The organism is Halomonas icarae (assembly GCF_009901955.1).
GTDB classification, from domain to species: Bacteria; Pseudomonadota; Gammaproteobacteria; order Pseudomonadales; family Halomonadaceae; genus Halomonas; species Halomonas icarae.
In genome coordinates, this window is the sequence record NZ_WUTS01000001.1 from 2266172 (window position 1) to 2289429 (window position 23258).

Sequence of the window (23258 nt, forward strand, 5' to 3'; positions counted from 1 at the left end):
GATTACTCCTCCTCGATGGTGTGAGAGGCATCCCTGCCCAGACGCCCCTGCCAGCCCAGCTCCGGCGCACTGCCCTGCAGGGCGCGGGCGATGGTGGTCACGTTATGGTCGAGCATGCCCAGCCAGCTGCCTTCGTAGGTTCCCTCGGGCCCCATGGCATCGGAGAATAGCTCGCCACCGATGCGCACCTCGTGACCCACGGCGGCCGCCCCTTCGATCAGTGCGCGGATGCTGCGCTCCGAGACCGAGGTCTCGACGAAGATGGCGCCGATTTCACGCTTGACCAGCAGATCGACCAGGTTCTCGATGCGCGAGAGTCCCGCCTCGCTTTCGGTGGAGAAGCCCTGAATGCCCATCACCTCCAGCGCATAGGCCTCGCCGAAGTAACCGAAGGCATCGTGGGCGGTGACCAGCACGCGGGATGACGCCGGAATGGTGTCCAGCACCTCATGCGCATAGGCGTCCAGCGCCTCGAGCTCCTCCAGATACGCCTCGGTGCGAGCCTCGAACTCCTCGGTGGCTTCAGGGTCCAGCTCGATCAGCGCATCGCGCACGGCGACGACCGCATGACGCCAACGACTCGGGTCCATCCAGATATGGGGGTCGGGCTGGTCAACGTAGTCCTCATGGGCGAGCCGTTCCTCCTTGGGTACCGCCTCGCCGACGGCATAGACCGGACTGCGCTGGGCCAGCCGGCCCAACAGCTCGGCCAGCTGCGCCTCGAGATAGAGACCGTTCCAGAACACCGCATCGGCGCGACTCATGGCGACCACATCGCTGCGCGTCTGGCGGTACAAATGCGGGTCGACCCCGGGGCCCATCAGCCCCGTCACCTCGACCCGCTCGCCGCCTATTTCCCGCACGACGTCGGCGATCATGCCGGTGGTGGCCACCACGTTCAAGCGTGAATCGGCAAGGCTGGGAAGAGTCAACAGCATCAGCGTGAGCCCCAGCAGGGAGGCGAGTCGACGAGAGAGTTTTGGCACGAATAGCTCCTGAACAGGTGGCGAGGCGCAATGCAAGCTGTACGTCACAACACACAATAGGATAACGCGAATCGCTACGATTACTAGTCGTTCATTTCCCCCTGGCACTTCGCCTGATGGCGCCCATCAGGGCATGATCGCGACGCTTCCTGGCCTGGGGTATGGTAACCCCTCGATAGGCCCCTGCCCCAGAGGAGACGCCATGCTATGCCGTCATCTGCTTGCCGCCCCTTTTCTTGCCCTGACCCTGGGTGGCCTGCCTGCCATTAGCATGGCCGGCGAATGTCCTCGACCGGGGGAGTGGCAACGCGGTGGTGTTGCCGTACCCGCCGACGCCCTGATGCGCGAGCTCGCCTCCCAGCGGGTCGTGCTGCTCGGCGAACAGCATGAGCGTCTGGCCCACCACCGCTGGCAACTGCATACCCTGGCGGCGCTGCACGCCCACCAGCCCGCGATGGCGATCGGTCTCGAGATGCTACCGCGCAAGGCCCAGCCGGCGCTGGATGCCTGGGTGGCCGGAGAGCTGAATGAGGCGGCCTTCCTCTCCACCAGCGACTGGTACGAGGCCTGGGGCTATGACCCCGACCTCTACCTGCCGATCCTGCACTTTGCACGCATGAACCGTATCCCGCTGGTCGCGCTGAACGTCACCCCCGAGTTGCGCCGGCGGCTAAGCACACAGGGCTGGGAGAAAGTGGCATCGGAAGAGCGTCACGGCCTGACCCCGCCTGCCACGCCACCCCCCGACTATGTCAGCCTCCTCACCGAGCTATATGCCAGCCACCCCAGCGAACTCGATGCCCCAGGAGGACTCGAGCGCTTTATCGAAGCCCAGCTGGTCTGGGATCGCGCCATGGCCGAAGGCCTCGCCAGCGCCGCCGAGCGGGTGCCGCTGGTCGTCGGCCTGATCGGCGAGGGGCATCTCAAGCACGATCACGGAGTTCCTCACCAGCTCGAGGACCTTGGGCTCGACTCACATCGCACGCTGCTGGCCTGGTCGACACGGCACGACTGCCCGCCTTCCGAAGGGGTCGCCGATGTACTGTTCGGCCTCGGCGACGAGTCACCGTACGAGCCGGCGGCTCCACTGCGCCTGGGCGTGCTGATTCTGCCCGACGAAGCGGGGGTGCGGGTCGCCCGAGTCGAGGCCGACAGCGTGGCGGCCGACAGCGGCCTGCGCGAGGGCGATATCATCACGGCCGCCGCCGGCAGGGAGGTCGTGGCTCCCGGCGAGCTGATCGCTCGGGTCAGCCGCCAGGCGCCCGGCACCCTGCTGCCACTGACGATCAAGCGCAATGGCGAAGCCCGCGAGATCCTCGCCCGCTTCCCCATTGATGCGCTCTGACGGATGCGCTCTGACGGATGCGCTCTGACGGATGCGCTCCAACTGATGCGCTCCAACTGATGCGCTCCAACTGATGCGCTCCAACTGATGCGCTCCAACCCCAGCTGGCCGCTCACCGGGGGGCATGGCATCATGGCCGCCCCCCAGAGAACCAACGAGGATATCGAGACCCAATGCGCCCCCTGATTCGCCTGTTCTTCCGCGGCCTGCGCCTGGTGCTGGCACCGATCGTGCTGATTTCCGAAAAGCTCACGACCCCCAAGGCCGTGTCGCGCTCACCGGAGGAGCAGGCCGAGGTCGATCGCGCCTGTGAAGACCTTGCTCTTTACCAGTTCCGCACCTGCCCCTTCTGCGTCAAGGTACGCAAGGAGCTCGCCCGCCTGGCTCTGCCCATCGAGACCCGCGACGCCCAGTTCGACCAGCAGCATCGCCGCGAACTCGCCGAGAACGGTGGCCGCGTCAAGGCTCCCTGCCTGCGTATCGCCCATTCCGATGGCGAAGTCGAGTGGCTCTACGAGTCCGACGATATCAACGCCTGGCTGCACCAGCGCTTCGCCACGGCGTGACTGTCCACCCATAAGGGATCTATCCCCGGGCTAACACAGATAGCTTGGCAGCTCGGTAGCCCGGGGCAGATCTCGCCATAAGCCCCGGCTGGACCTCCATGGCCCTGGCGCCTACACCTTGGATATGGAGATCCATGATCCACCCACGCCGCGCGGCCTTGTGTCGATGCTGCGCTTCCTGGGACTGGTGGTACTGGGCGCCACGGTGGGTGGCGTGGCGGCGCTGTTTGCCGCCGGTTTCGTGCGCGGCGTGCTGTGGCTCAACGAGATACTGCTGATCTCGCCACGCAGCCGCATGATGTTTGCCTGGCCGGAGTGGCTAATATTGACCACCGTGGCCGTGCCCGCCCTGGGCGGACTCATCGTCGGCCACCTGCACCAGACGCTGCCCGAGCGGCGCCCCCATACGCCTACCGATGCCATCGCCGCCGTCCAGACGCGTCGCGGCCGACTGCCGCTCAAGGCCGGGGCTGTCTCCGCCTTTACCGCCCTGCTCTCCCTGGGTGCCGGCGCCTCGGTAGGCCAGTACGGCCCGCTGGTGCACCTGGGGGCCAGTCTCGGCTCCCTGGGCGCTCGGGTGCTGCGCCTGAGTCGCTCCGACGACAATATCTCCATCGCCTGCGGGGTGGCCGCGGCGATTGCCACCGCCTTCAATGCGCCGCTGGCGGGCATTGTCTTCGCCCATGAGGTGGTACTGCGCCACTACGCACTCCGCGCCTTCGCTCCCGTCGCCGCTGCGGCCCTGGTCGGCCATGTGATCGCCACCCAGGCACTGGCCCAGGGCGCCCTCTTTCATGTCGCCGAGACCGTGGTTCCCCAGGCCTGGGAGTTTGCTCTCTTCGTCGCCATCGGCGGCTTGGGTGCCCTGATGGCCGGGAGCTACATGCATGCCATTCTCGGCGTCGGTCGGCTCGCGCAACGACTCCCCCTGCGCCCGGCACTGCAGCCGGCCCTGGCGGGTGCCCTGCTGGGCGTGGCGGCACTCTGGGTGCCCGATATTCTCGGCATGGGCCAGGAGACCCTGCGCTTCGCCACCATCGCTGGCGCCTTCGGCAGTGGCGAGCTGCTACTGGTGCTGGGCCTGAAGGTAGCGGCCACCGCCCTCTGTCTGGGCATGGGCTTCAGCGGCGGAGTGTTCAGCCCTGCCCTGGTGGTTGGCATGCTGTTCGGTGCCCTCTGCGGCACCCTGACGGCCAGCCTGACCGGCATCTCCCACGAGACCTTCGTCTTCTATGCGGTCTGCGGAATGGTCGCCGTCACCGCTCCGGTCATCGGCGCCCCGCTGACCAGCCTGCTGATTGTCTTCGAACTGACCGGCAATTACGCCCTGACCACCGCGGCCCTGGCCAGCGTGACCCTGGCCAGTCCCATCGCGGCTCAGCTGTTTGGACGCTCGCTGTTCGACATTCAGCTGCGCGAACGTGGCCTCGACCTCTCCTCGGGGCGTGACCAAGCCCTGCTGATGGACACGCGGGTAAGCGACTACCTGACCCGGGAGTGTGTCACCCTCTCTCCCGGGGCATCGCTGGACGAGGCCATCATCGGCATCGCCCGGCAGCACCACGCCGAGGCCTATCTGGTCGATGACCGGGGACGCTTTCACGGATGCGTGACGCTGGCCGATCTGGAGGCGGCAAGACAGGAGGAGTCCCCACCCCGGCAGGCCAGGGAGTGTCTGGACATGACGCGACCAATACTGAGCCCCGACACCACGCTATGGGCGGCGATGGCGCTTCTCGAGAAGATCACCAGCGAGGCCCTGGCCGTGGTCGACGACGGCGTCTTCTGCGGTGTGGTCTACGAGGTCGCTATCGCCCATGCCTATCTGGACCAGAGCGATACGCTGCGCCGCGAGGAGCATGGCCATGGATAGGCTGACTCCTGCACAGTGGATGGTGCTATTGGCACTATGCGTACTGATGGCCTGGGGCTCTGCGGTCTCGGCCGAGCCCCTGCGAGTGCTCAGCTGGGGTGGCGCCTACGAACGCGCCCAGCGAGAGGCCCTGTTCACCCCTTTCACCGAGCAGACCGGAACCGAGGTCGAGGTGGCGCGCTACGCCGGTGGCCTGGACGAACTGCGCCGCGCCATCGCCGCCGGCGAGGCGCCCTGGGATGTGATCGACATGACCCGCAGCGAGGCCATGGCCGCCTGTGACGAGGGGCTGCTGCAGCCTCTGCCGCCGGGCCTACCTGCCCCGGCCCCGGACGGAACCTCTGCCGAACGGGACTTTATCCCGGGGGCCATTGGCGCCTGCGCTCTCACCCATACGCTGTTTGCCACGGTGGTAGCCTATCGCCCCGACGCCTTTCCGGGACGGCGCCCCTCTCGCATCGCCGATCTCTTCGACCAACAGCGCTTTCCAGGCCCCCGGGCCCTGCAGCGCACGCCGGCGGTCAATCTTGAGTGGGCACTGTTGGCCAGCGGTGTCCCCCGCCAGGAACTCTATCGACTGCTCAGCACACCGCGAGGCCTGAGCCTTGCCCTCACGCGCCTGGACCAGCTGGACACCATCCACTGGTGGGAAGAGGGCGAGGCGCCCGTGGAGCTGCTCGCCCATGGACAGGTGGTCATGGCGTCGGGTTACAACGGGCGCTTCTTCGATGCCATGGTCCAGCGAGGCGCGCCCATCGAGATACTCTGGGACGGCCAGGTTCAGGAGCACGAGACCTGGGTGGTTCCCCGCCATGCCCGCCATACCCAGACGGCCCGCGACTTTATCCGCTTCGCCACCTCCACCGAGCGGCTCGCCGCCCTGGCTCGGCGAATTCCCTACGGGCCGGCGCGTGAATCAGCGGCCGTCCGGGTCGGTCGCCATCCGGTCAGCGGCGTGGACATGCGCCTGCATATCCCCACACATCCGCTCAACGCCGAACACGCGATCACCAAGGACGAGGCCTGGTATGCGCGCACCCTGACGCGCATGAACGACTACTTCGCGGCCTGGCTGGAGGCGCGGGGCGACGACTTTCCGGCCGCTGCCGGGCCGAGCGCGGCCGCATCGCAAAGCGCCGCCGGAGATACCCAACGCCAGAAGATCCCGTGAGTTATCACGCCGCGCCGACTACCGCTTTAACGCAGGCCCCCGCGCCCGGATCAGCAGGTTACGCGGCGTAAGCTCGCGCTCGCAGAAGGTGCCGAGCTCGGCGTCATAGCCGGCCTCCTCGAGGAAGACCAGGCGGTCCAGCCCCAGCCAGACCTCCAGGGGGCGCCGAAACAGGTGACGCACCAGCTCCAGGCGCGCCACCTCCCGCTGGCGGCGTTGCCCCCATGCCTCATGGGCGGCCCAGTCGATGCCACCGCGCAGCGTGATGCCCTTGCGGGCCGCGGCCCAGCGACAGAACGCCTCGAAGGTCGCCGGCATGCGGCCATAGGCCAGGCTCGGCACCGGCAGATAGTCGTCGATGCCGCGAACCTCGCGCTGCAAATGGTCGAAACCAAGCCGCCAGGCTCCCGCCCGCCGGCGATGACGCCGGTCATGCCGCGGAGCGGTAACCGTCTCCTGAACCGCCATGGACAGATCATCCCGAGAAAGCTCAAGCCGGAAGCGCGCCATGCCGTCGGCAGCGAGACGGGAGAGCGGTCGATACCAGGCATCGGCGGTGCGCTGATAGCAGCATGGCGCCAGCGTCACCGCACACCCGGCGTCCACGACCCGCTCCAGCAGGCGGCGATGCAGATCCCCACAGGCATGCAGCGCACAGGCGTGGGAATCCGGCGCCAGCCAGCGCTCGACGCTCGGCGCCATGACATCCTGTCGGGCCAGCACCACCGGCGCATCCTGGGCGTCGGCCAGCGCAGCGCCGTTCCTGCACAGGGTGGCATCCCACTCCAGCGCCGTGACCTCGACGCCGTGGTGACGCGCCAGGGTGCGGGCCAGGTGCCCCTTGCCGGCACACCACTCCAGCGGCGACTCCCCCTGGTGCAGGCGTACCCTGGGCAGGAAGGCCTGAACCTGGCGCCACTTGCGTCCCCCCATATGCGCCGCCCAGCGCTCGGGCAGCACCCCCCCCTCCGCCGACAGCCGCGGCAGGCGAGTCAGCGCCTCGAGCTCCGCCACCGGCAACCAGTCGGCCAGGGGCGAATCAATGAAGGGCGTCTCCTGGAGGCGCGCTGCCTCGGCATCGGAGAGCGCCAGCAGCGCCTCGGCCATGGCGGACCATTCGGCCGACCAAGGCAGCCCTGGGTGTTGAAACGGCAGCGGGTGCCATAGCGGTCGCCAAGTGGCGAGCAGCTCGGTCAGGCGCTCGAGGCGCCGGGCCGGACTCCACGGATCGGACACAGGTTCTCCCGGGGCAGGTCGAGGATCAGATGGTATTGCGCAACCCCAGCTCGTAGGGGTGCGGGTTCAGGTAGGTCTGGGCACGGATATAGTCGGAGCCATGCCGCTTCAGATAGTGGCTGAGCAGGCGAATCGGTACCGCCAGATGCACATGCCCCTGCCGGTAGTCATCGATGGCGGCCAGCAGGTCCTGCTTGGTCTCGCCATCCAGGGCCGTCTTGAGATAGCCGAAGACATGCATCAGCGCATTGGCGTGGCTCTTGCGGGTGGCGGGTCTTGCCAGAGCCGTCATGAAACGCTCCAGATAATGCGCCATGGACACCTCGAGAGGCTGCTTGCTGGCGTCGGCCAGATAGCGCCCCAGCTCCCGATAGGCCTCCACGTCGTGGGCCATCAACTGGTATTTCTGACGACTATGGAACTGCAGCAGCTCGTGATAGCTGGGCGTGTCCTCCAGATGGCGCTTCCAATCATCGTAGGCGTAGACCCGAGTGATGAAGTTCTCGCGCAGCACGGCGTCGTTCATGCGCGCCTCCTCCTCCAGAGGCAATTCTGGGAAGTGGCGGCGCAGCTCGCGCACGAAGGCGCCGGCATCCGAGTGGCTGGGCATGCCATTGTCGGGACGGTAGACCTTGACCCGCTCCAGGCCACAGCTCGGCGAGCCCTTCATCAGGATAAAGCCACGCAGATGACGATGGCGGGCGATGAACTCACGGCTCACCGTTGAGAGCCGCTCGGAGACATCCAGTTCGGGGTCACGAGTGCCCACCACCCGCGGCTCTTCTCCCTCGAGGCCGACCATGCGGATGGGCTCACGTGGCACGCCCAGTCCCGCCTCGAGCTCGGGGCAGAAGGGCTCGAACGCGAAGCGCTCACCGAGCACCTCCAGGCAGTAGCGTGATCGCTTGTGGCCCCCGTTGTAGCGCACCTCCTCCCCTGTCAGACAGGCGCTGATCCCCACCGGAATCCGTTGTTCATCCTTCACCTTGTCACCCATGATCACGCTCCCCGTCCTTCGACGCTCTCAGCCTGGCCTCGTTTATTCTCTTATTGTGTCATAGCCGATACCACCATGCGCCAATCCGCCAATGCTGATCAGGTGGTCGGTATGGCATCATCGGGACTCCCTCATCAAGCAAGGAGCCCAGCCGTGAGCCAGATCGTCACTCCGGATATCTGCGACGCCCATCCCGAGGTGCGCGCCCTCGACCCGCTGTTTATCAACTTCGGTGGCCGCGAGGCCTTCTGTGGCCCGATTCGTACCGTCAAGTGCTTCGAGGACAACTCCCTGGTCAAGCAGGCCGTGGCCGAACCCGGCGAAGGCGCCGTGCTGGTGGTGGATGGCGGCGGCTCTCAGCGCTGCGCCATGCTCGGCGATATGCTGGCCGAACAGGCGGCCAGTAACGGCTGGAGCGGCGTGATCCTGTATGGCTGCGTGCGTGATGTCGATGTGCTGGCTGAGATCGACCTCGGCGTACAGGCACTCGGTGCCCACCCGCGCAGAAGCGAGAAGCACGGTGAAGGGCGGCGCGATGTCCCGGTGACCTTCGCCGGCGTCACCCTCACCCCCGGCCAGTGGCTCTACGCCGACAACAACGGCATCCTGGTCGCCGACGAGCGCCTGCCCCTCGACTGATACCCTCTCGACGAACGCCCGGAGCCTGACATGCTGGCGCTCACCAGCCTGAGCCGAGACCTCCTGCGCAGCCTGAGAGACCATCTGCGCCCGCTGGTGGCCTACCACCTGTTCTTTACCCTGCTGGCCTCCAGCCTGCTGCTGCCAGCCGTGGCCTGGAGCCTGACCAGTCTCGTGGGTCGCTTCGGGCGCACGGTGATCAGCGGCGCCGAGCTGCTCGACCTGCTGCTGAGCCCGGCGGGCGTCCTATGGCTACTGGCGGCCACCGGGCTTACCTTCCTGGTCCTCTACCTGCAGCAGGCGGGGATGATCCTGGTGGCGGCCCGCCCCCGCGACCGTCATGTACGCCTGGCCTTCGAGGCACTGTGGTGGTCCCTGCATCGGCTACCGGCGCTGGCCGGGCTGGTCGTCATTCAGGTCGGGACCCACCTGCTGCTGATACTGCCGGTCGCCCTCACCCTGGTCTGGCTGCATGGCGCCCTGCTTGGCGGCCTCGACCCCTATTATGTGCAGCGTGTGAGACCGCCGGCGCTCTGGCAGTTCCTCGCCCTGGGACTTCCCCTGGTGGCGGCCTGGGCATGGCTCGCCGCCTGCCTCTATGTGCGCTGGATTCTGGCCCTGCCGCTGGTGGCACTGGAAGCCCTCTCGCCGCGTCGCGCCCTGCTGCACAGCGCCCGGCTGACGCACGGGAAGCGGCGCCCCATCGCCGTGATCACCCTTGCCCTGCTGGCACTGATCCTGATCCTGCCGATCCTGGTCACCCTCGCCTTCGACTGGCTGATCACCCCCCTGCTGTGGTGGCTGCCGGAGCGCAACGCCGTGCTGATCCCGGCCACCCTGGCCTATCTGACCGCCTATGTGCTGGTGACCCTGGCAATCACCTTCGTCGGCATCGCCGCCAACGCCCTGCTCTCGACCTGCCTCTACCTGCGCCTGACCCACCGCCAAGCGCGCCCGGCACCGCCGCCCGCCGACGCCCATCCCGGCCGCCTGGCCTGGATGGTGGAGCTGGGCGTGGTGCTTTTCGCGCTATGGCAGGCCTGGTTGATCGTCAACAGCTTCACGCTGCAGGATGAGGTGACCGTGATCGCCCATCGCGGCAGCTCCCTGGACGCCCCCGAAAACACCCTGCCGGCGATTCACCGCGCCCTGGATGATGGCGCCGACATGGTCGAAATCGACGTACGCCTGACCCTCGACAATCAGGTAGTGGTCTATCACGACAGCAGCCTGCAGCGCCTGACCGGCGACTCTCGGCGGATCGGCGAACTCGAGCGCGAGACCCTGGCCAATGTCGATATCGGCAGCTGGTTCGGCGACCCCTTCGTGGGCGAGACCATTCCCGGCCTGGATGAAGCGCTGGCTGCGGTCCGCGGCCGCAGCGGCCTGATGATCGATCTGAAGACCGACCCTGCTCGGGAACAGGCCCTGGTCGACGCGGTGGTCGATGAGCTGAGACAGGAGCAGGCGGCGCGCTACCGCTGCCTGGCCGACAGGGTAACGGGAACGGCGAAGATGATCGGAGCCAAGCCTATCTGCGGCAACCCCGACATCACGGCCGAGATCCGTCTGGCCACCACGTCGCCAAGCCTGGCCCGGATGATCGATACGCGCTACCCCGAACTGCGGGTGACCCTGCTGGCCCAGCTGATCCTGCCCGGCAGTCTGGAGCGTCGAGGCCTGGATGCCCTGGGCCTGCGCCACAACCGCATCGACGAGCAGGAGGTCAACCTGGCGAAGCGTTATGGCTACGAGCTCCACGCCTGGACCACCAACAACCGTTCACGGATGTCGCAGCTGATCGACATGGGCGTGGACGCCATCATCACCGACCGCCCCGCCCTCCTCGCGGAGCTGATCGCCGAACGTCGGGAGCTCGGCGATGGCGCCCTGCTGCTGATCAAGCTGCATAACTGGCTCAGGCAATAGGGGGCGAACCTCGCCCCTCTCTCCTCGAACCTCTACCCTAGTCCCCCATCACCACCCCTTCACGGCGTGGGTCGGCGCCGCCGAACCAGCCCTCTTCGGTGCGCTGGATGGCCTGCAGGCCGCTGGTCAGCTCCCGCTCCTGAATCTCGTGACCACGCTCGCGCAGCGCCTGCTGGATGGCCGCCGGGAAGCGCCCCGCCTCCAGATAGACCGGCCCGCCCAGGGTGATGGCGTGGGGCAGGTCCAGCGCCTGCTGGGCATTCAGTCCCCACTCAAGCATCGCCACCAGCGAGCGGGCGGTATGGTGAATGATCGCCGCGCCCCCGGAGGAGCCCAGGCTCGCCACCAGCTCACCGCTCTCGCGATCGAAGACCAGGGTCGGGCTCATGCTCGAGCGTGGGCGCTTGCCGGGCTCCACCCGATTGGCGATGGGGGTGCCTTCCTCATCCGTGGGGGCGAAGGAGAAGTCGGTCAGCTGATTGTTGAGCAAAAACCCTCCGGGCATGCCGGTGCCCCCATCGGAGAGGATGCGTGCCCCGAAGGCCTGCTCGATGGAGCCGGTCATGGCCAGGGCATTGCCATGGGCGTCGATGATGCTGATATGGCTGGTGCCATGCTCGGGCTGGGTCGGCTGCACCGCCCAGGCGGTGGCCAGGCTGCCGGGATTGCCCGGGCTTGCTCCACCGCTGCCCATGCTCTGTCCCGCCTCGATCAGCTCGGCACGCTCCTCCAGGTAGTCAGGCACCAGCATCAGCGACCAGTCCTGCCCGGGTGCCTCGACGAAGTCCGGGTCGGCGATATAGCGTCCACGATCGGCGAAGGCCAGCCGCGATGCCTCGAGGAAGCGGTGCAGCCACTCGACACCGGGAAGCCCGTCGTTCAGATCGACCTCGAGGGCAGGCAGCTGCTCCATGATGCCGAGGACCTGCATCATGGTCAGGTGCCCCGACGAGGGGGGTGGAAACCCGCATATCCGATAGTCCCGCCAGTCGGTACACATAGGCTCGCGCTCCAGCGCCGAGTAGGTGGCCAGATCCTCGAGACTCAGGGTGCCGGGTATATCGGGGTGATGCTGGACCCGCGCCACGATATCCTCGGCGACCCTGCCGGTATGCAACGCCGTGCTCTTCTCGGCGGCGATCTTATCGAGCGTCACGGCCAGGGCCGGATTCTTGAGCCGGTGTCCCGGTGGCAGCGGTTCGCCCTCTGCGGTGTAGTAGAACTCCGCCGCCCGGTCGTCGTCGCGCAGGGCGTCGGTGTCGGCGATGCTTTGATGCAGTCGCGGACTCACGACAAATCCCTCGTCGGCCAGGGTAATCGCCGGCTCGAAGAGCTCGGCCCAGGGCAGCTTGCCATGCGCCTTGTGGGCCATCTCCAGCATGCGCAGGGTGCCGGGAACACCGACCGAGCGGCCGCTGGCCACCGCCTCCGCGAACGCCAGGGGCTCGCCCTCCCCATCGAGAAACAGCGTCTCGTCCACCGCGGCGGGTGCGCTCTCGCGCCCATCATAGGCCATGACCTCTTCGCCATCGTGATACATCAGGAAGGCGCCACCGCCGATGCCGCTGGACTGAGGCTCCACCAGGGTCAGCACCATCTGCACCGCGATGGCGGCATCGATGGCCGAGCCGCCGGCCTCGAGAATCTGGTAGCCGGCGTCGGCGGCCAACGGGTTGGCGGCAGCCACGGCGAACTTCCGGGTAGCCCAGCCGGGCTTCTCCTCGCTTCCCGAGCTGGTTTCCGGCGCGACCTCAGGACGCTGATATTCGAACTCCGTCTCACCCAGGACGGTGAACGGCAGACCGACCAGCAGCGAGATGGCAAGCCGAAACAGCAGTCGGCGGCGGAAGGGCGTGGCTGCTGAAGTGCCCATGGGACGGCTCCTTGTCATCGGATGGATCAAAGAGTCTGTCAGCATAGCCGAAGGAGATCCATGCGACGCCCCTGTCGCTGCCGAGATGCCACTCCAGGTACTCCAGCGGATTCGTCATTGCACGAGAACAGGTATCATAGGGACCGACGACCGCTTCCCCTGTCCTCTGCTGGAGATGTTTGTAATGACTTTGCGTTCGCTGCTCGCTTCCACCGGCCTGCTGCTCGGCGCCATCAGCCCGATGACCCAGGCCGACACCCTGCGCCTGGGCATCGGTGAGTGGGCCACCGGGCAGGCCAGCACCTATGTGCTCAAGGCGGTACTCGAGGACGCCGGCCATGAGGTGGAGATCCGCTCGGTAAGCCTGGCCGCCATCTGGCAGGGCCTCTCCGTCGGCGAGCTGGATGCCTTTACCGGCGCCTGGCTGCCGGTGACCCAGGCCAGCTACCGCGCCTCCGTGGGCGACAAGGTCGAGGATCTCGGCCCCAACCTCAGCGATGCCCGAGTCGGCCTGGCCGTTCCCAGCTATGTCGAGGCGAGCTCCATTGCGGATCTGGCCGAGGCCGGCGACGCCTTCGATCGGCGCATCCACGGCATCGATCCGGGTGCCGGCATCATGGCCCTGACCGAGCAAGCCATGGCGGCCTACGGCCTCGACGACTGGCGGCTGGTCGCCGGCAGCGATGCGGCCATGAGCAAGACCCTGGAAGCGGCGACGGAGCGCCAGGACCCCATCGTCGTCACCGCCTGGGCCCCGCATCCGGTCTTCTCGGGACAGTCGCTGCGCTATCTCGAGGACCCCCAAGGCCTCTACTCCCAGGAGGAGAGCATCCACACCATCACGCGCCTGGGCCTCGCCGAGGAGATGCCGGAGGCCGCCGCCATCCTGGACCGCTTCGCCTGGAGCGCCGATGACGTTCAGGAGCTGATGGAAGCCAACCAGGCCAACGGCGAGTACGAGGCCAACGCCCGCGCCTGGGTCGAGGCGCACCCCGAACTTGTCGCGGAGTGGCTGGGCAAGGACGACTGATCACGCTTGACCTTACGCAGGGTTAAGGCAGCCCACACGACAATGCCCGGCCAAAAGCCGGGCATTGTCGCAACTAGCACTTATTCCTTCTCAACACCTAGCCGATGGTTTCTCCGGCCAGCATGAACCAGGTCTCGAGCACGGCATCGGGGTTGAGCGATACCGAATCGATACCCTGCTCCATCAGCCATTTGGCGAGATCGGGGTGGTCCGAGGGGCCCTGGCCGCAGATGCCGATATACTTGCCCTGAGCCTTGCAGGCCTGGATGGCCATGGCCAGCAGCTTCTTCACCGCCGGGTTCCGCTCATCGAACAGGTGCGCCACGATACCCGAGTCACGGTCCAGCCCCAGGGTGAGCTGGGTCAGGTCGTTGGAGCCGATGGAGAAACCATCGAAGTACTCCAGGAACTCCTCGGCCAGCAGGGCGTTGGCCGGCAGCTCGCACATCATGATGACCTTCAGACCATTGTCACCACGCTTGAGGCCGTTGGCGGCCAGCAGGTCGATCACCTCGCTGGCCTCCTCGGTGGTGCGCACGAAGGGCACCATGATCTCGACGTTGTCCAGGCCCATCACCTCGCGGACCCGCTTGAGGGCGCGACACTCCAGCTCGAAGCACTCGCGGAAGCTGTCAGAGATATAGCGCGAGGCGCCGCGGAAGCCGAGCATCGGGTTCTCCTCCCCCGGCTCGTAGAGCTTGCCACCGATCAGGTTCTCGTACTCGTTGGACTTGAAGTCCGACAGGCGCACGATGACCCGCTCCGGGTAGAAGGCCGCGGCCAGGGTGGAGATCCCCTCCACCAGCTTGTCGACATAGAACTCCACCGGGCTGTTGTAGCCGGCGGTGCGCAGCTCGATGGTCTGCTGCAGTTCCTCGGGCAGGGTGTCGAAGTCGAGCAGCGCCTTGGGGTGCACGCCGATCATGCGGTTGATGATGAACTCCAGACGCGCCAGGCCCACGCCGGCATTGGGCAGGCTGGCGAAGCCGAAGGCACGGTCGGGGTTGCCGACGTTCATCATGATCTTGAAGGGGATCTCGGGCATGGCATCGACGCTGGTGACCTGGCGGTCGAACGCCAGCAGCCCCTCGTAGACATGGCCCGCGTCGCCCTCGGCACAGGAGACGGTGACATCGCGACCGTCGGCGAGTATCTCGGTGGCATCACCGCAGCCCACGACCGCCGGGATGCCCAGCTCACGGGCGATGATCGCCGCGTGGCAGGTCCGGCCGCCGCGATTGGTAACGATGGCCGAGGCACGCTTCATGATCGGCTCCCAGTCGGGGTCGGTCATGTCGGTGACCAGCACATCGCCGGCGTTGACCTTCTCCATGTCATCCGGCGAGAACACCACCTTGACGGTACCGCTGCCGATACGCTGACCGATGGCTCGGCCACTGACCAGGTTGCGCCCCTTCTCCTTGAGCTGGAAGCGCTCGAGCTTGCCACCCTGCTGCTGGGAGACCACGGTCTCGGGACGCGCCTGAACGATATAGAGCTTGCCGTCATCGCCATCCAGCGCCCACTCGATATCCATGGGACGCTGATAGTGCTGCTCGATGGTCACCGCCTGGCGAGCCAGCGCCATCACCTGCTCATCATCGATACAGAAGCGGCCGCGCTCCTTGAGCGGCACATCCACGGTCTCCACCGACTTGCCGGCACTGGCCTCCTGGCCGTAGACCATCTTGATCAGCTTGGAGCCCAGATTGCGGCGCAGCACGGCCGGCCGGCCGGCGGCCAGGGTCGGCTTGTGCACGTAGAACTCGTCGGGGTTCACCGCCCCCTGCACCACGGTCTCGCCGAGGCCCCAGGAGGCGGTGACGAAGACCGCATCGCGATAGCCGGACTCGGTATCGAGGGTGAACATCACGCCGGAGGCACCGGTCTCGGAGCGCACCATCTTCTGGACACCGGCGGAGAGCGCCACGTTCTCGTGGGCGTAGCCACGATGCACGCGATAGGAGATGGCGCGGTCGTTGAACAGCGAGGCAAACACCTCATGCACGGCGCGCTTGATATTGTCGAAACCCTCGATATTGAGGAAGGTCTCCTGCTGGCCGGCGAAGGAGGCATCGGGCAGGTCCTCGGCGGTAGCCGACGAGCGCACCGCCGCCTTGAGGTTGGGATGCCGGGCAAGCAGCGTCTCGTAGGCGCTGCGCAGGTGCTGCTCGAAGGTCGGGGGCAGAGGGGTGTCGATGATCCATTGACGGATCTGGGCGCCAACCCGAGCCAGCTCGGCAACATCATCCACGTCGAGGGTGGCCAGCGCCTGGTTGATCCGCTCGTTGAGGCCCTCGTGGGACAGGAATTCGCGGTAGGCGTGGGCGGTGGTGGCGAAGCCACCGGGTACGGTGACCCCCGCGCCGGCCAGGTTGGAGATCATCTCGCCGAGGGAAGCGTTCTTGCCCCCCACGCGTTCCACATCGTCCATGCCCAGCTCATCGAACCACAGAATGTAATCGTCCACGGGACCCCCTTGGCTAGCGACGAAGAGTCGTCATGCCAGTGGGCATGACGGAATGCTGGCGACTCTACCAAGCGATCGCAATATTCGCCATTGGTCTAATAGCGAAGTCACTGGAGGATTTTTACAACACCGTCCACTTTCCGAGCGATTCTGTAGTCTGCTGCACAAATACGTGTGGCGCTGGAGCAGCTTCAGGGCTGTCGCAGTTGCCGGAGAACCAAGGGGCGCTGGGGACAAGCCGTAGAGGAGGTCCTACGCCAGGGATGGCGTCGGTAGCGCCCAGGGAGGGGTTTACAGCGCCTCCTCGTAGGCTTGTCGCCAGATCAGCCCCGGGCTACCGAGCTATCTGCGATAGCACTGGGGGGCGGCTTGTCGTGGAAGGCATGGAGGCCGACAATGAGGCTTTTATCGACCAAGCGAATCCACCATGACCCGTACCGCCTTCTTTATCTCCGACGGCACCGGCATCACCGCCGAGAGCCTGGGCCGCAGCCTGCTGGCGCAGTTCGAGAACCTCGAGATCCGCATGATCACCAAGCCCTATATCGACACCCTCGAGAAGGCGCACGAACTGGTGGAGGTCATCAACGGGGTGGCGGTGCGTGACGGCGAGTCACCGATCATCATCGACACCATCGTCGACAGCAATATTCGTCAGATCATCAGCGATTCCGACGGCTTCAACATCGACATCTTCTCGACCTTCCTCGAGCCCCTGGAGCAGGAGCTCAAGACCCACTCCAGCTACACCGTGGGGCGCACCCACTCCATCGGCAAGGATGAGGCCTACATGGACCGCATCCAGTCGGTGCACTTCGCCCTGGACAATGACGATGGCGCGCGCACCCATCAATACGACAAGGCCGATGTGATCCTGATCGGCGTGTCGCGCTGCGGCAAGACCCCCACCTCACTCTACCTGGCGCTGCAGTTCGGCATCCGCGCGGCCAACTACCCGCTCACCGAGGACGACCTCGACGAGGACGGCACCCTCAAGCTGCCCAGGGTGCTGGCCCCCTACCAGCGCAAGCTGTTCGGCCTGACCATCGATCCCAGGCGGCTGGCGGCAATCCGCCACGAGCGCCGGCCCAACAGCCGCTACAGCTCAATGGATCAGTGTGTTCAGGAGGTGAGTCAGGCCGAGGGGGTCTACCGTCAGCTGCATATCCCCTTTATCGACACCACCCGCTTCTCGGTAGAGGAGATCTCCACCCGAATGATCGCCGAGATGGGGCTGGTACGGCGATTCTCGCCACGCTAAGAAACAAGAAACAAGAAACAAGAAACAAGAAACAAGGTTCGAGGGGCCCCGCTCGCCCCTCGAACCTCGCCCCTCGAACCTCACCCCTACCTGACGACTCCTGCCCTTCTTAATCTGGCAATATCATCGGCGGTGAGCCCCATCTCGGTAAGCAGGGCGTCGCTGTCCTGACCCAGGCGCGGCGGAGCCAGTTCGCTGGTGGCGGAGGCACCATCGAAGCGCAACGGATTGGCCACCTGGGGCACCTCGAGTTCACCACGCTTCAGGGTGCGATACATCTCGCGATGCTGCACCTGGGGATCCTCGAACACCTCGCTGAGGGTATTGATGGGACCTGCCGGGATGCCGCGGACCTCCAGCTCGGTGAGCCACTCATCCCGGGGGCGGGTGACGAGAATCGCCCGGATCAACGACACCAGCACTTCGCGATTGCCAACCCGGGCAGCGTTGGTGGCATAGGCCGGGTCGCGAGCCCACTCCGGGCGTTCCAGCAATGCGGCCAGGCGGGCGAACTGGGCGTCGTTGCCGACGGTCAAGGCCAGATACCCGTCGGCGCAGGCGAAGACCTGGTAGGGAACGATATTGGGATGGGCGTTGCCATGACGCTCCGGGTTCTTCCCGCTGACGAGAACATTGAGTGCCTGGTTGGCCAGGGTGGCCACCTGAACATCGAGCAGTGCCACATCCACATGGCGCCCCACACCGGTGCGCTCACGCTCCTGCAGCGCGGCCAGGACACCCACGGTGGCGTAGAGACCGGTCATCACATCGGTGATCGCCACCCCGGTCTTCATCGGCAGGCCATCGGCCTCCCCGGTCAGGCTCATCAGCCCACCCATGGCCTGGATCATGAAATCGTAGCCGGCGCGGTGGGCATAGGGGCCATCCTGACCGAAGCCGGTAATGGAGCAACCGATCAGGCGCGGGTTGAGCGTGTGCAGGCTGGCATAGTCGAGGCCGTACTTGGCGAGACCACCGACCTTGAAGTTCTCCAGCAGGATGTCAGCGCCTTCCGCCAGCCTGCGCACCAGCGCCTGACCCTCCTCGGAGGCGATATCCACGGCCAGTGAGTGCTTGCCGCGGTTGGCACATAGGTAGTAGGCGGCGACTCGGTCGCGCTCGCTCTCCTCGGCCAGCCAGGGCGGTCCCCAGCCGCGGGTGTCGTCGCCCCGCTCGGGGTGCTCGACCTTGATCACCCGGGCACCCAGATCGGCCAGCAGCTGGCCCGCCCAGGGGCCCGCCAGCACCCGTGACATATCGAGCACCGTGATGCCCTCAAGCGGTCCACTCATCTGCAGCTCCTTGCTCGCTCTCAGCTCACTCGGGCTTAACCGGTAAAGGCCTGCAGACCGGTCTGAGCACGGCCCAGGATCAGGGCGTGGACGTCGTGGGTGCCCTCGTAGGTGTTGACCGCCTCGAGGTTCATCACGTGGCGAATCACATGATACTCATCGGAGATGCCGTTGCCGCCGTGCATATCGCGGGCCACCCGGGCGATATCCAGGGCCTTGCCGCAGTTGTTGCGCTTGATCAGCGAGATGGTCTCGGGCACCAGCTGGCCATCATCGATCATGCGGCCCACCCGCAGCGCCGCCTGCAGGCCCAGTGTGATCTCGGTCTGCATGTCGGCGAGCTTCTTCTGGATCAGCTGGTTGGCGGCCAGGGGGCGACCGAACTGCTTGCGCTCCAGGGTGTAGTCGCGGCTGGCGTGCCAGCACGCCTCGGCAGCGCCCATGGCGCCCCAGGCGATGCCGTAGCGGGCCCGGTTGAGACAGGAGAACGGTCCCTTCAGCCCCTTGACGTGAGGCAGGCGCTGCGCGTCGGAGACCTCCACGTCCTGCATGGCGATCTGACCGGTGATGGAGGCACGCAGGCTGAACTTGCCCTCGATCTTGGGCGCAGTCAGACCCGGCATGCCCTTCTCGAGGATAAAGCCGTTGATCACCCCCTCCTCGTCCCTGGCCCAGACCACGAAGACATCGGCGATGGGTGAGTTGGTGATCCAGGTCTTTGTCCCGTTGAGGCGCCAGCCATTCTCGGTGCGAACGGCGCGCGTCGACATGCCACCCGGGTCCGAGCCGTGGTCAGGCTCGGTCAGGCCGAAGCAGCCGACCCACTCGCCGGTCGCCAGCCTGGGCAGGTACTTCTCGCGCTGCTCCTCGCTGCCGAAGGCATGGATCGGATACATCACCAGGCTCGACTGCACACTCATGGCGCTGCGATAGCCGGAGTCGACCCGCTCCACCTCGCGGGCGATCAGCCCATAGCTGACGTAGTTGAGGCCGGCACAGCCATAGCCATCGATGGTCGCACCGAGCAGGCCCAGCTCGCCCATCTCGCTCATGATCTCGCGATGGAAGATCTCGTGGCGATTGGCCTCCAGCACCCGCGGCAGGAGCTTCTCCTGACAGTAATCCTGGGCGGTCTGCTGGACCATGCGCTCCTCTTCCGAGAGCTGGTCGACGAGGCGGAAGGGGTCGTCCCAGGTAAGGGGGGTGATCTGGCTCATGGGGTGTCCTCGGTGGCGTGATCGGGCTTTAATGTCTACATTTTCATCAAATGTAGTGCAGAACCGCGAGCCTGCCAAGCCCCTTGGCGATAAAAAAATCTACCGGTAACGGGAGAGGACCACCCGCGTCTGCCACCAGGCGATCGCTGCCATCAGCAGGTTGGCCATCAGCATGCCGGCGAAAACGCCGGTAGTGCCGGCCAGGCGCCCTCCCACCCAGGCCAGGGGCACGCTGAGCACGAACAGCCGCACCACCGAGAGCCGCATGGCCCGGGAAGGGCGATGCAGGGCATTGCAGGAAGATACCGCCAGGATCACCACGCCCTGGGCACCCAGCCCCAGCGGCACCAGCCACAGGAAGTGTCGCAGCACCTCGCCCACGGCCTGGCTTTCGGCATAGGCAGTCACCAACCAGGGGGCCAGCGCCTGCAGTACCACCCAGACCAGCAGCTGCCAGGCGAGCACGAACACGAAGCAGCCGAAGATGGCACGACGCACCCGAACATACTGGCCGGCACCGGCGTTCTGACTGACCAGGGGCGATAGAGTCATGGAGAGTCCCAGCACGGCGATCTGGGCGAACGCCTCGAGGCGCGTGCCGACACCGAAGCCGGCCACGGCATCGTGCCCATGGCCGGCGACGATACGCGTCAGCAACCCCATGGCCAGCGGAGTGAACACACTGGTCAGCGCCGCGGGGCCGGCGATGCGCCCCAGCTCCCGCCAGGACTCGAGCACACCACGGCGGGTCATGCCGCGGATATCGATAAGGCCACGCAGCTCGCGCTGGAAGAGCAGGGCCACCGCCATCAGCCCCCAGCTCAGCACCGTGGCCAGGGCCGCCCCGGAGACTCCCATGGCCGGCAGCGGCCCGGCGCCGAAGATCAGCCACCAGTCCAGCACCACATTGATCACGGCGGCCAGCGCCATCATCACGCCCTGGGTCGCGGTATTGCCGTGGGCCCGCAGCAGGCTGTTGAGCACGCGTGGCACGATCATCGCCGCGGCCCCGAAGTACCAGACCCCCATATAGTCGCGAATATGCGGCATCAGCACGTCATCGGCCCCCAACAGCCGAAACAGCGACTCAAGGCTCGCCAACCCCAGAAGGGTCATGACCAGGCCGACCATCAGCCCCAGCAGGGCGGCATCGGTGGCACGCCGTCGCACCACTTCGAATTCGCCACGCCCCAGCCGCCGCCCCACCACGGCGGAGGTGCCGATGCCCAGCCCGATGGCCAGGCTGATCACGGTAAAGACCACCGGAAAGGTGAACGACACCGCCGCCAGGGGTTCGGTACCCAGCCGCGAGATAAACCAGGTGTCCACCAGATTGAAGCTGAGCATGGCGATCATGCCGCCGATCACCGGCAGGGTCTTTCTCAGCAAGGTAGCGGCGATGGGACCTTCCAGCAGCTCGCGGCGAGCCGGTCGACGCGGCGCCACGCTAGAGGATGCACTCATGGGGCCTACTTGGTATCGATGTAACGGTGATCATTGAAGGTCGCCACCCAGTGCGGATGGTAGACCAGCAGTATGCTCATCAGCATGCCGGTGATGAACGCCTCCGAGGGCATCAGCAGTGGCAGGAAGCGGGCGTACTCCAGGGCCTGATAGAGGGCATGGGCATCACTGGCGCCGAGCAGCATCAAGCCTACCGCGGAGAGACCGGCGGCCAGCGAGGACAGCGCGGCACCGAAGAAGCCGCAGACAAACAGGAACACCATCAGGTTGTCGGGCAGGTAACGATCCACCAGCCGCCAGACAAGCACCATGGTCAGCGCCGGCATGACACCGGTCACCAGCAGGTTGACCCCCAGCAGGGTCCAATCCACCCGACCGGTCACCACCATCGCCAGATTGACCAGCAGCAGCGAGAGCAGCGCCAGCGGCGCCTTGAACACCAGCACCAGCAGCGCGGTAAACATCAGGTGCAGGGTCAGCCAGTCCACCGCCTGGGCGCGCAGCTGCCACATCAACAGTACCGCCACGGTGGCGGCCAGCCAGCGATGCTGCAACCCGCTATCGGCCAGCAGCATCCGCCACGGGCGCTGGGCCAGGGCCAATCCCAGCAGAACAAGGGCGACCAGGCTGGCACTCACCAGCAGCCAGGGCGCCAACACCGGTTCGGAGAAGGACATGATGTCTCCCGGTCAGGCGAAGACCACGGTCTTGTTGCCGTGGATCAGCACGCGATCCTCGATGTGCCAGCGCAACCCTCGCGCCAGCACCGCCTTCTCCACATCGCGACCGAAGCGCACCAGGTCGTCGGGGGTATGGCAGTGGCTGACACGATGGATATCCTGCTCGATGATGGGCCCGGCATCGAGTTCCGCGGTGACATAGTGGCAGGTGGCACCGATCAGCTTGACCCCCCGCTGATGGGCCTGATGATACGGCTTGGCGCCGGCGAAGCTGGGCAGAAAGCTATGATGGATATTGATCACCCGGCCGGCATAGCGCTCGCACAGCGTCGGCGGCAGGATCTGCATATAACGCGCCAGCACCACACAGTCGGCGCGCACCTCCTCGACGATGCTCTCCACCTCATCGAAGGCGGCCTGCTTCTCATCCGAGGGTACCGGCACATGGTAATAGGGGATACCGTGCCACTCGACCAGGCCCCGCATGGTCTCGTGATTGGAGATCACCGCCGCGATCTCGCAGTCGATCTCCCCGGCGGTCCAGCGGTAGAGCAGGTCGACCAGGCAGTGTGACGCCTTCGATACCATCAGCACCACCCGTCGCCGCTGCCGGGTATCGGCCAGCGCCCAGGTCATGTCGAACTCCTCGGCAATGGGGCGAAACGCCTCGCGCAGCGTCTCGGGCGGCATGCCGATGGAGTCGGCCAGAATCTCGTAGCGCATGAAGAAACGCCCCGACTCGAGATCGGAGTGCTGGCTGGCCTCGGTGATCGAACCGCCGTGGCCGGCGATAAAGCCGGAGACGCGGGAAACGATCCCCACTCGATCGGGACAGGAAACCACCAGACGATAGTAATGTGACATCACAGGCTCCAGGCTGGGCGTAACGGGCGCGACAGTGTAGCGAATGCAGCGCTTTCCGGCACGCACAAGCACAAACCAGAAGAGCACCAGGACATTGATGGTGTAGTGCCTGCACTTCAGGGCTATCGCAGTTATCTCCAGACTGACAGCGAAAGGCGCCGGGGGCAGGTCGTAGAGGGGGTCCGAGGCCCAGGGATGGCCGAGGTAGCCTACAGGGAAGTACTCGTAGCGCCCCCTCGCAGGCCTGTCGCCGGATCAGCCTTGAGCGGTACTACCTTCTGCGACAGCCTAGTACTACAGTCGTAACTGAATAAGCTACAATGCATGTGGTTGATATGGAAGCGATCACAGGGTGAAGGATGCAA

18 protein-coding genes are annotated in these 23258 nt (G+C 66.0%); 8 read left to right on the plus strand and 10 right to left on the minus strand.

The annotated features are described in order from the left end of the window. Nucleotides 1-2: 2 nt before the first annotated feature. Complete coding sequence (locus tag GRB80_RS10270) at nucleotides 3-986, minus strand: metal ABC transporter solute-binding protein, Zn/Mn family (protein WP_202597204.1); 984 nt, start codon at nucleotides 984-986, stop codon at nucleotides 3-5. Between the two features lie 202 nt (nucleotides 987-1188). Here GRB80_RS10270 and GRB80_RS10275 point away from each other — a divergent pair, with 202 nt between their 5' ends. From GRB80_RS10275 to GRB80_RS10290, 4 genes are all read left to right on the plus strand, one after another. Next, nucleotides 1189-2331 (plus strand): ChaN family lipoprotein, encoded by a 1143-nt coding sequence (locus GRB80_RS10275; RefSeq protein ID WP_161423525.1) that lies wholly within the window; start codon nucleotides 1189-1191, stop codon nucleotides 2329-2331. A gap of 173 nt (nucleotides 2332-2504) precedes the next feature. Next, nucleotides 2505-2897 (plus strand): glutaredoxin family protein, encoded by a 393-nt coding sequence (locus GRB80_RS10280; RefSeq protein ID WP_161423526.1) that lies wholly within the window; start codon nucleotides 2505-2507, stop codon nucleotides 2895-2897. Nucleotides 2898-3021: 124 nt separating this feature from the next. Continuing rightward, nucleotides 3022-4770: a chloride channel protein gene (locus GRB80_RS10285; protein WP_237562085.1), complete on the plus strand. Its 1749-nt coding sequence runs from the start codon at nucleotides 3022-3024 to the stop codon at nucleotides 4768-4770. Beyond that, nucleotides 4763-5941: an extracellular solute-binding protein gene (locus GRB80_RS10290; RefSeq protein ID WP_161423527.1), complete on the plus strand. Its 1179-nt coding sequence runs from the start codon at nucleotides 4763-4765 to the stop codon at nucleotides 5939-5941. Before GRB80_RS10285 ends, GRB80_RS10290 begins: the two co-directional genes overlap by 8 nt. Before the next feature lie 18 nt (nucleotides 5942-5959). Here GRB80_RS10290 and GRB80_RS10295 read toward each other — a convergent pair whose 3' ends face one another. Beyond that, nucleotides 5960-7177: a methyltransferase gene (locus GRB80_RS10295; protein ID WP_161423528.1), complete on the minus strand. Its 1218-nt coding sequence runs from the start codon at nucleotides 7175-7177 to the stop codon at nucleotides 5960-5962. A gap of 25 nt (nucleotides 7178-7202) precedes the next feature. Beyond that, the gene (locus tag GRB80_RS10300; RefSeq protein WP_161423529.1) at nucleotides 7203-8174 is read right to left on the minus strand and encodes a YbgA family protein; all 972 of its coding nucleotides are present in this window, start codon (nucleotides 8172-8174) and stop codon (nucleotides 7203-7205) included. Nucleotides 8175-8285: 111 nt separating this feature from the next. Here GRB80_RS10300 and rraA point away from each other — a divergent pair, with 111 nt between their 5' ends. Together rraA and GRB80_RS10310 are read left to right on the plus strand one after the other, a co-directional pair. Beyond that, nucleotides 8286-8813: a ribonuclease E activity regulator RraA gene (gene rraA, locus GRB80_RS10305; protein ID WP_161424311.1), complete on the plus strand. Its 528-nt coding sequence runs from the start codon at nucleotides 8286-8288 to the stop codon at nucleotides 8811-8813. 30 nt (nucleotides 8814-8843) lie between these two features. Further along, a complete protein-coding gene (locus tag GRB80_RS10310) occupies nucleotides 8844-10742 on the plus strand; it encodes a glycerophosphodiester phosphodiesterase family protein (RefSeq protein ID WP_161423530.1) in 1899 nt (632 codons plus the stop codon). A gap of 37 nt (nucleotides 10743-10779) precedes the next feature. On the opposite strand, the gene ggt is transcribed toward GRB80_RS10310, so the two are convergent. Next, nucleotides 10780-12615, minus strand: coding sequence for a gamma-glutamyltransferase (gene ggt, locus GRB80_RS10315; protein ID WP_202597205.1), 1836 nt, complete (start codon nucleotides 12613-12615; stop codon nucleotides 10780-10782). A gap of 184 nt (nucleotides 12616-12799) precedes the next feature. Here ggt and GRB80_RS10320 point away from each other — a divergent pair, with 184 nt between their 5' ends. After that, nucleotides 12800-13645, plus strand: coding sequence for a glycine betaine ABC transporter substrate-binding protein (locus GRB80_RS10320; RefSeq protein ID WP_202597206.1), 846 nt, complete (start codon nucleotides 12800-12802; stop codon nucleotides 13643-13645). A gap of 97 nt (nucleotides 13646-13742) precedes the next feature. Here GRB80_RS10320 and ppsA read toward each other — a convergent pair whose 3' ends face one another. Beyond that, nucleotides 13743-16115 carry a phosphoenolpyruvate synthase gene (gene ppsA / locus GRB80_RS10325; protein ID WP_161423533.1) on the minus strand — a complete coding sequence of 791 codons (2373 nt, stop codon included), beginning with the start codon at nucleotides 16113-16115 and terminating at the stop codon, nucleotides 13743-13745. Between the two features lie 427 nt (nucleotides 16116-16542). On the opposite strand from ppsA, the gene ppsR reads away from it, so the two are divergent. After that, the gene (ppsR, locus tag GRB80_RS10330; RefSeq protein ID WP_132042592.1) at nucleotides 16543-17376 is read left to right on the plus strand and encodes a posphoenolpyruvate synthetase regulatory kinase/phosphorylase PpsR; all 834 of its coding nucleotides are present in this window, start codon (nucleotides 16543-16545) and stop codon (nucleotides 17374-17376) included. An 86-nt stretch (nucleotides 17377-17462) separates the two neighbouring features. Here ppsR and GRB80_RS10335 read toward each other — a convergent pair whose 3' ends face one another. The 5 genes from GRB80_RS10335 to purU form a co-directional block, all read right to left on the minus strand. Next, the gene (locus tag GRB80_RS10335; RefSeq protein ID WP_161423534.1) at nucleotides 17463-18668 is read right to left on the minus strand and encodes a CaiB/BaiF CoA transferase family protein; all 1206 of its coding nucleotides are present in this window, start codon (nucleotides 18666-18668) and stop codon (nucleotides 17463-17465) included. 35 nt (nucleotides 18669-18703) lie between these two features. Next, nucleotides 18704-19885 carry an acyl-CoA dehydrogenase gene (locus GRB80_RS10340; protein WP_161423535.1) on the minus strand — a complete coding sequence of 394 codons (1182 nt, stop codon included), beginning with the start codon at nucleotides 19883-19885 and terminating at the stop codon, nucleotides 18704-18706. A gap of 99 nt (nucleotides 19886-19984) precedes the next feature. Beyond that, nucleotides 19985-21349 (minus strand): MATE family efflux transporter, encoded by a 1365-nt coding sequence (locus tag GRB80_RS10345; protein ID WP_161423536.1) that lies wholly within the window; start codon nucleotides 21347-21349, stop codon nucleotides 19985-19987. Nucleotides 21350-21354: 5 nt separating this feature from the next. Beyond that, on the minus strand, nucleotides 21355-22026 hold the full coding sequence (locus GRB80_RS10350) for an energy-coupling factor ABC transporter permease (RefSeq protein WP_161423537.1): 672 nt from the start codon (nucleotides 22024-22026) through the stop codon (nucleotides 21355-21357). Between the two features lie 12 nt (nucleotides 22027-22038). After that, nucleotides 22039-22893 (minus strand): formyltetrahydrofolate deformylase, encoded by an 855-nt coding sequence (gene purU, locus GRB80_RS10355; protein ID WP_132042582.1) that lies wholly within the window; start codon nucleotides 22891-22893, stop codon nucleotides 22039-22041. Nucleotides 22894-23258: the final 365 nt, after the last annotated feature.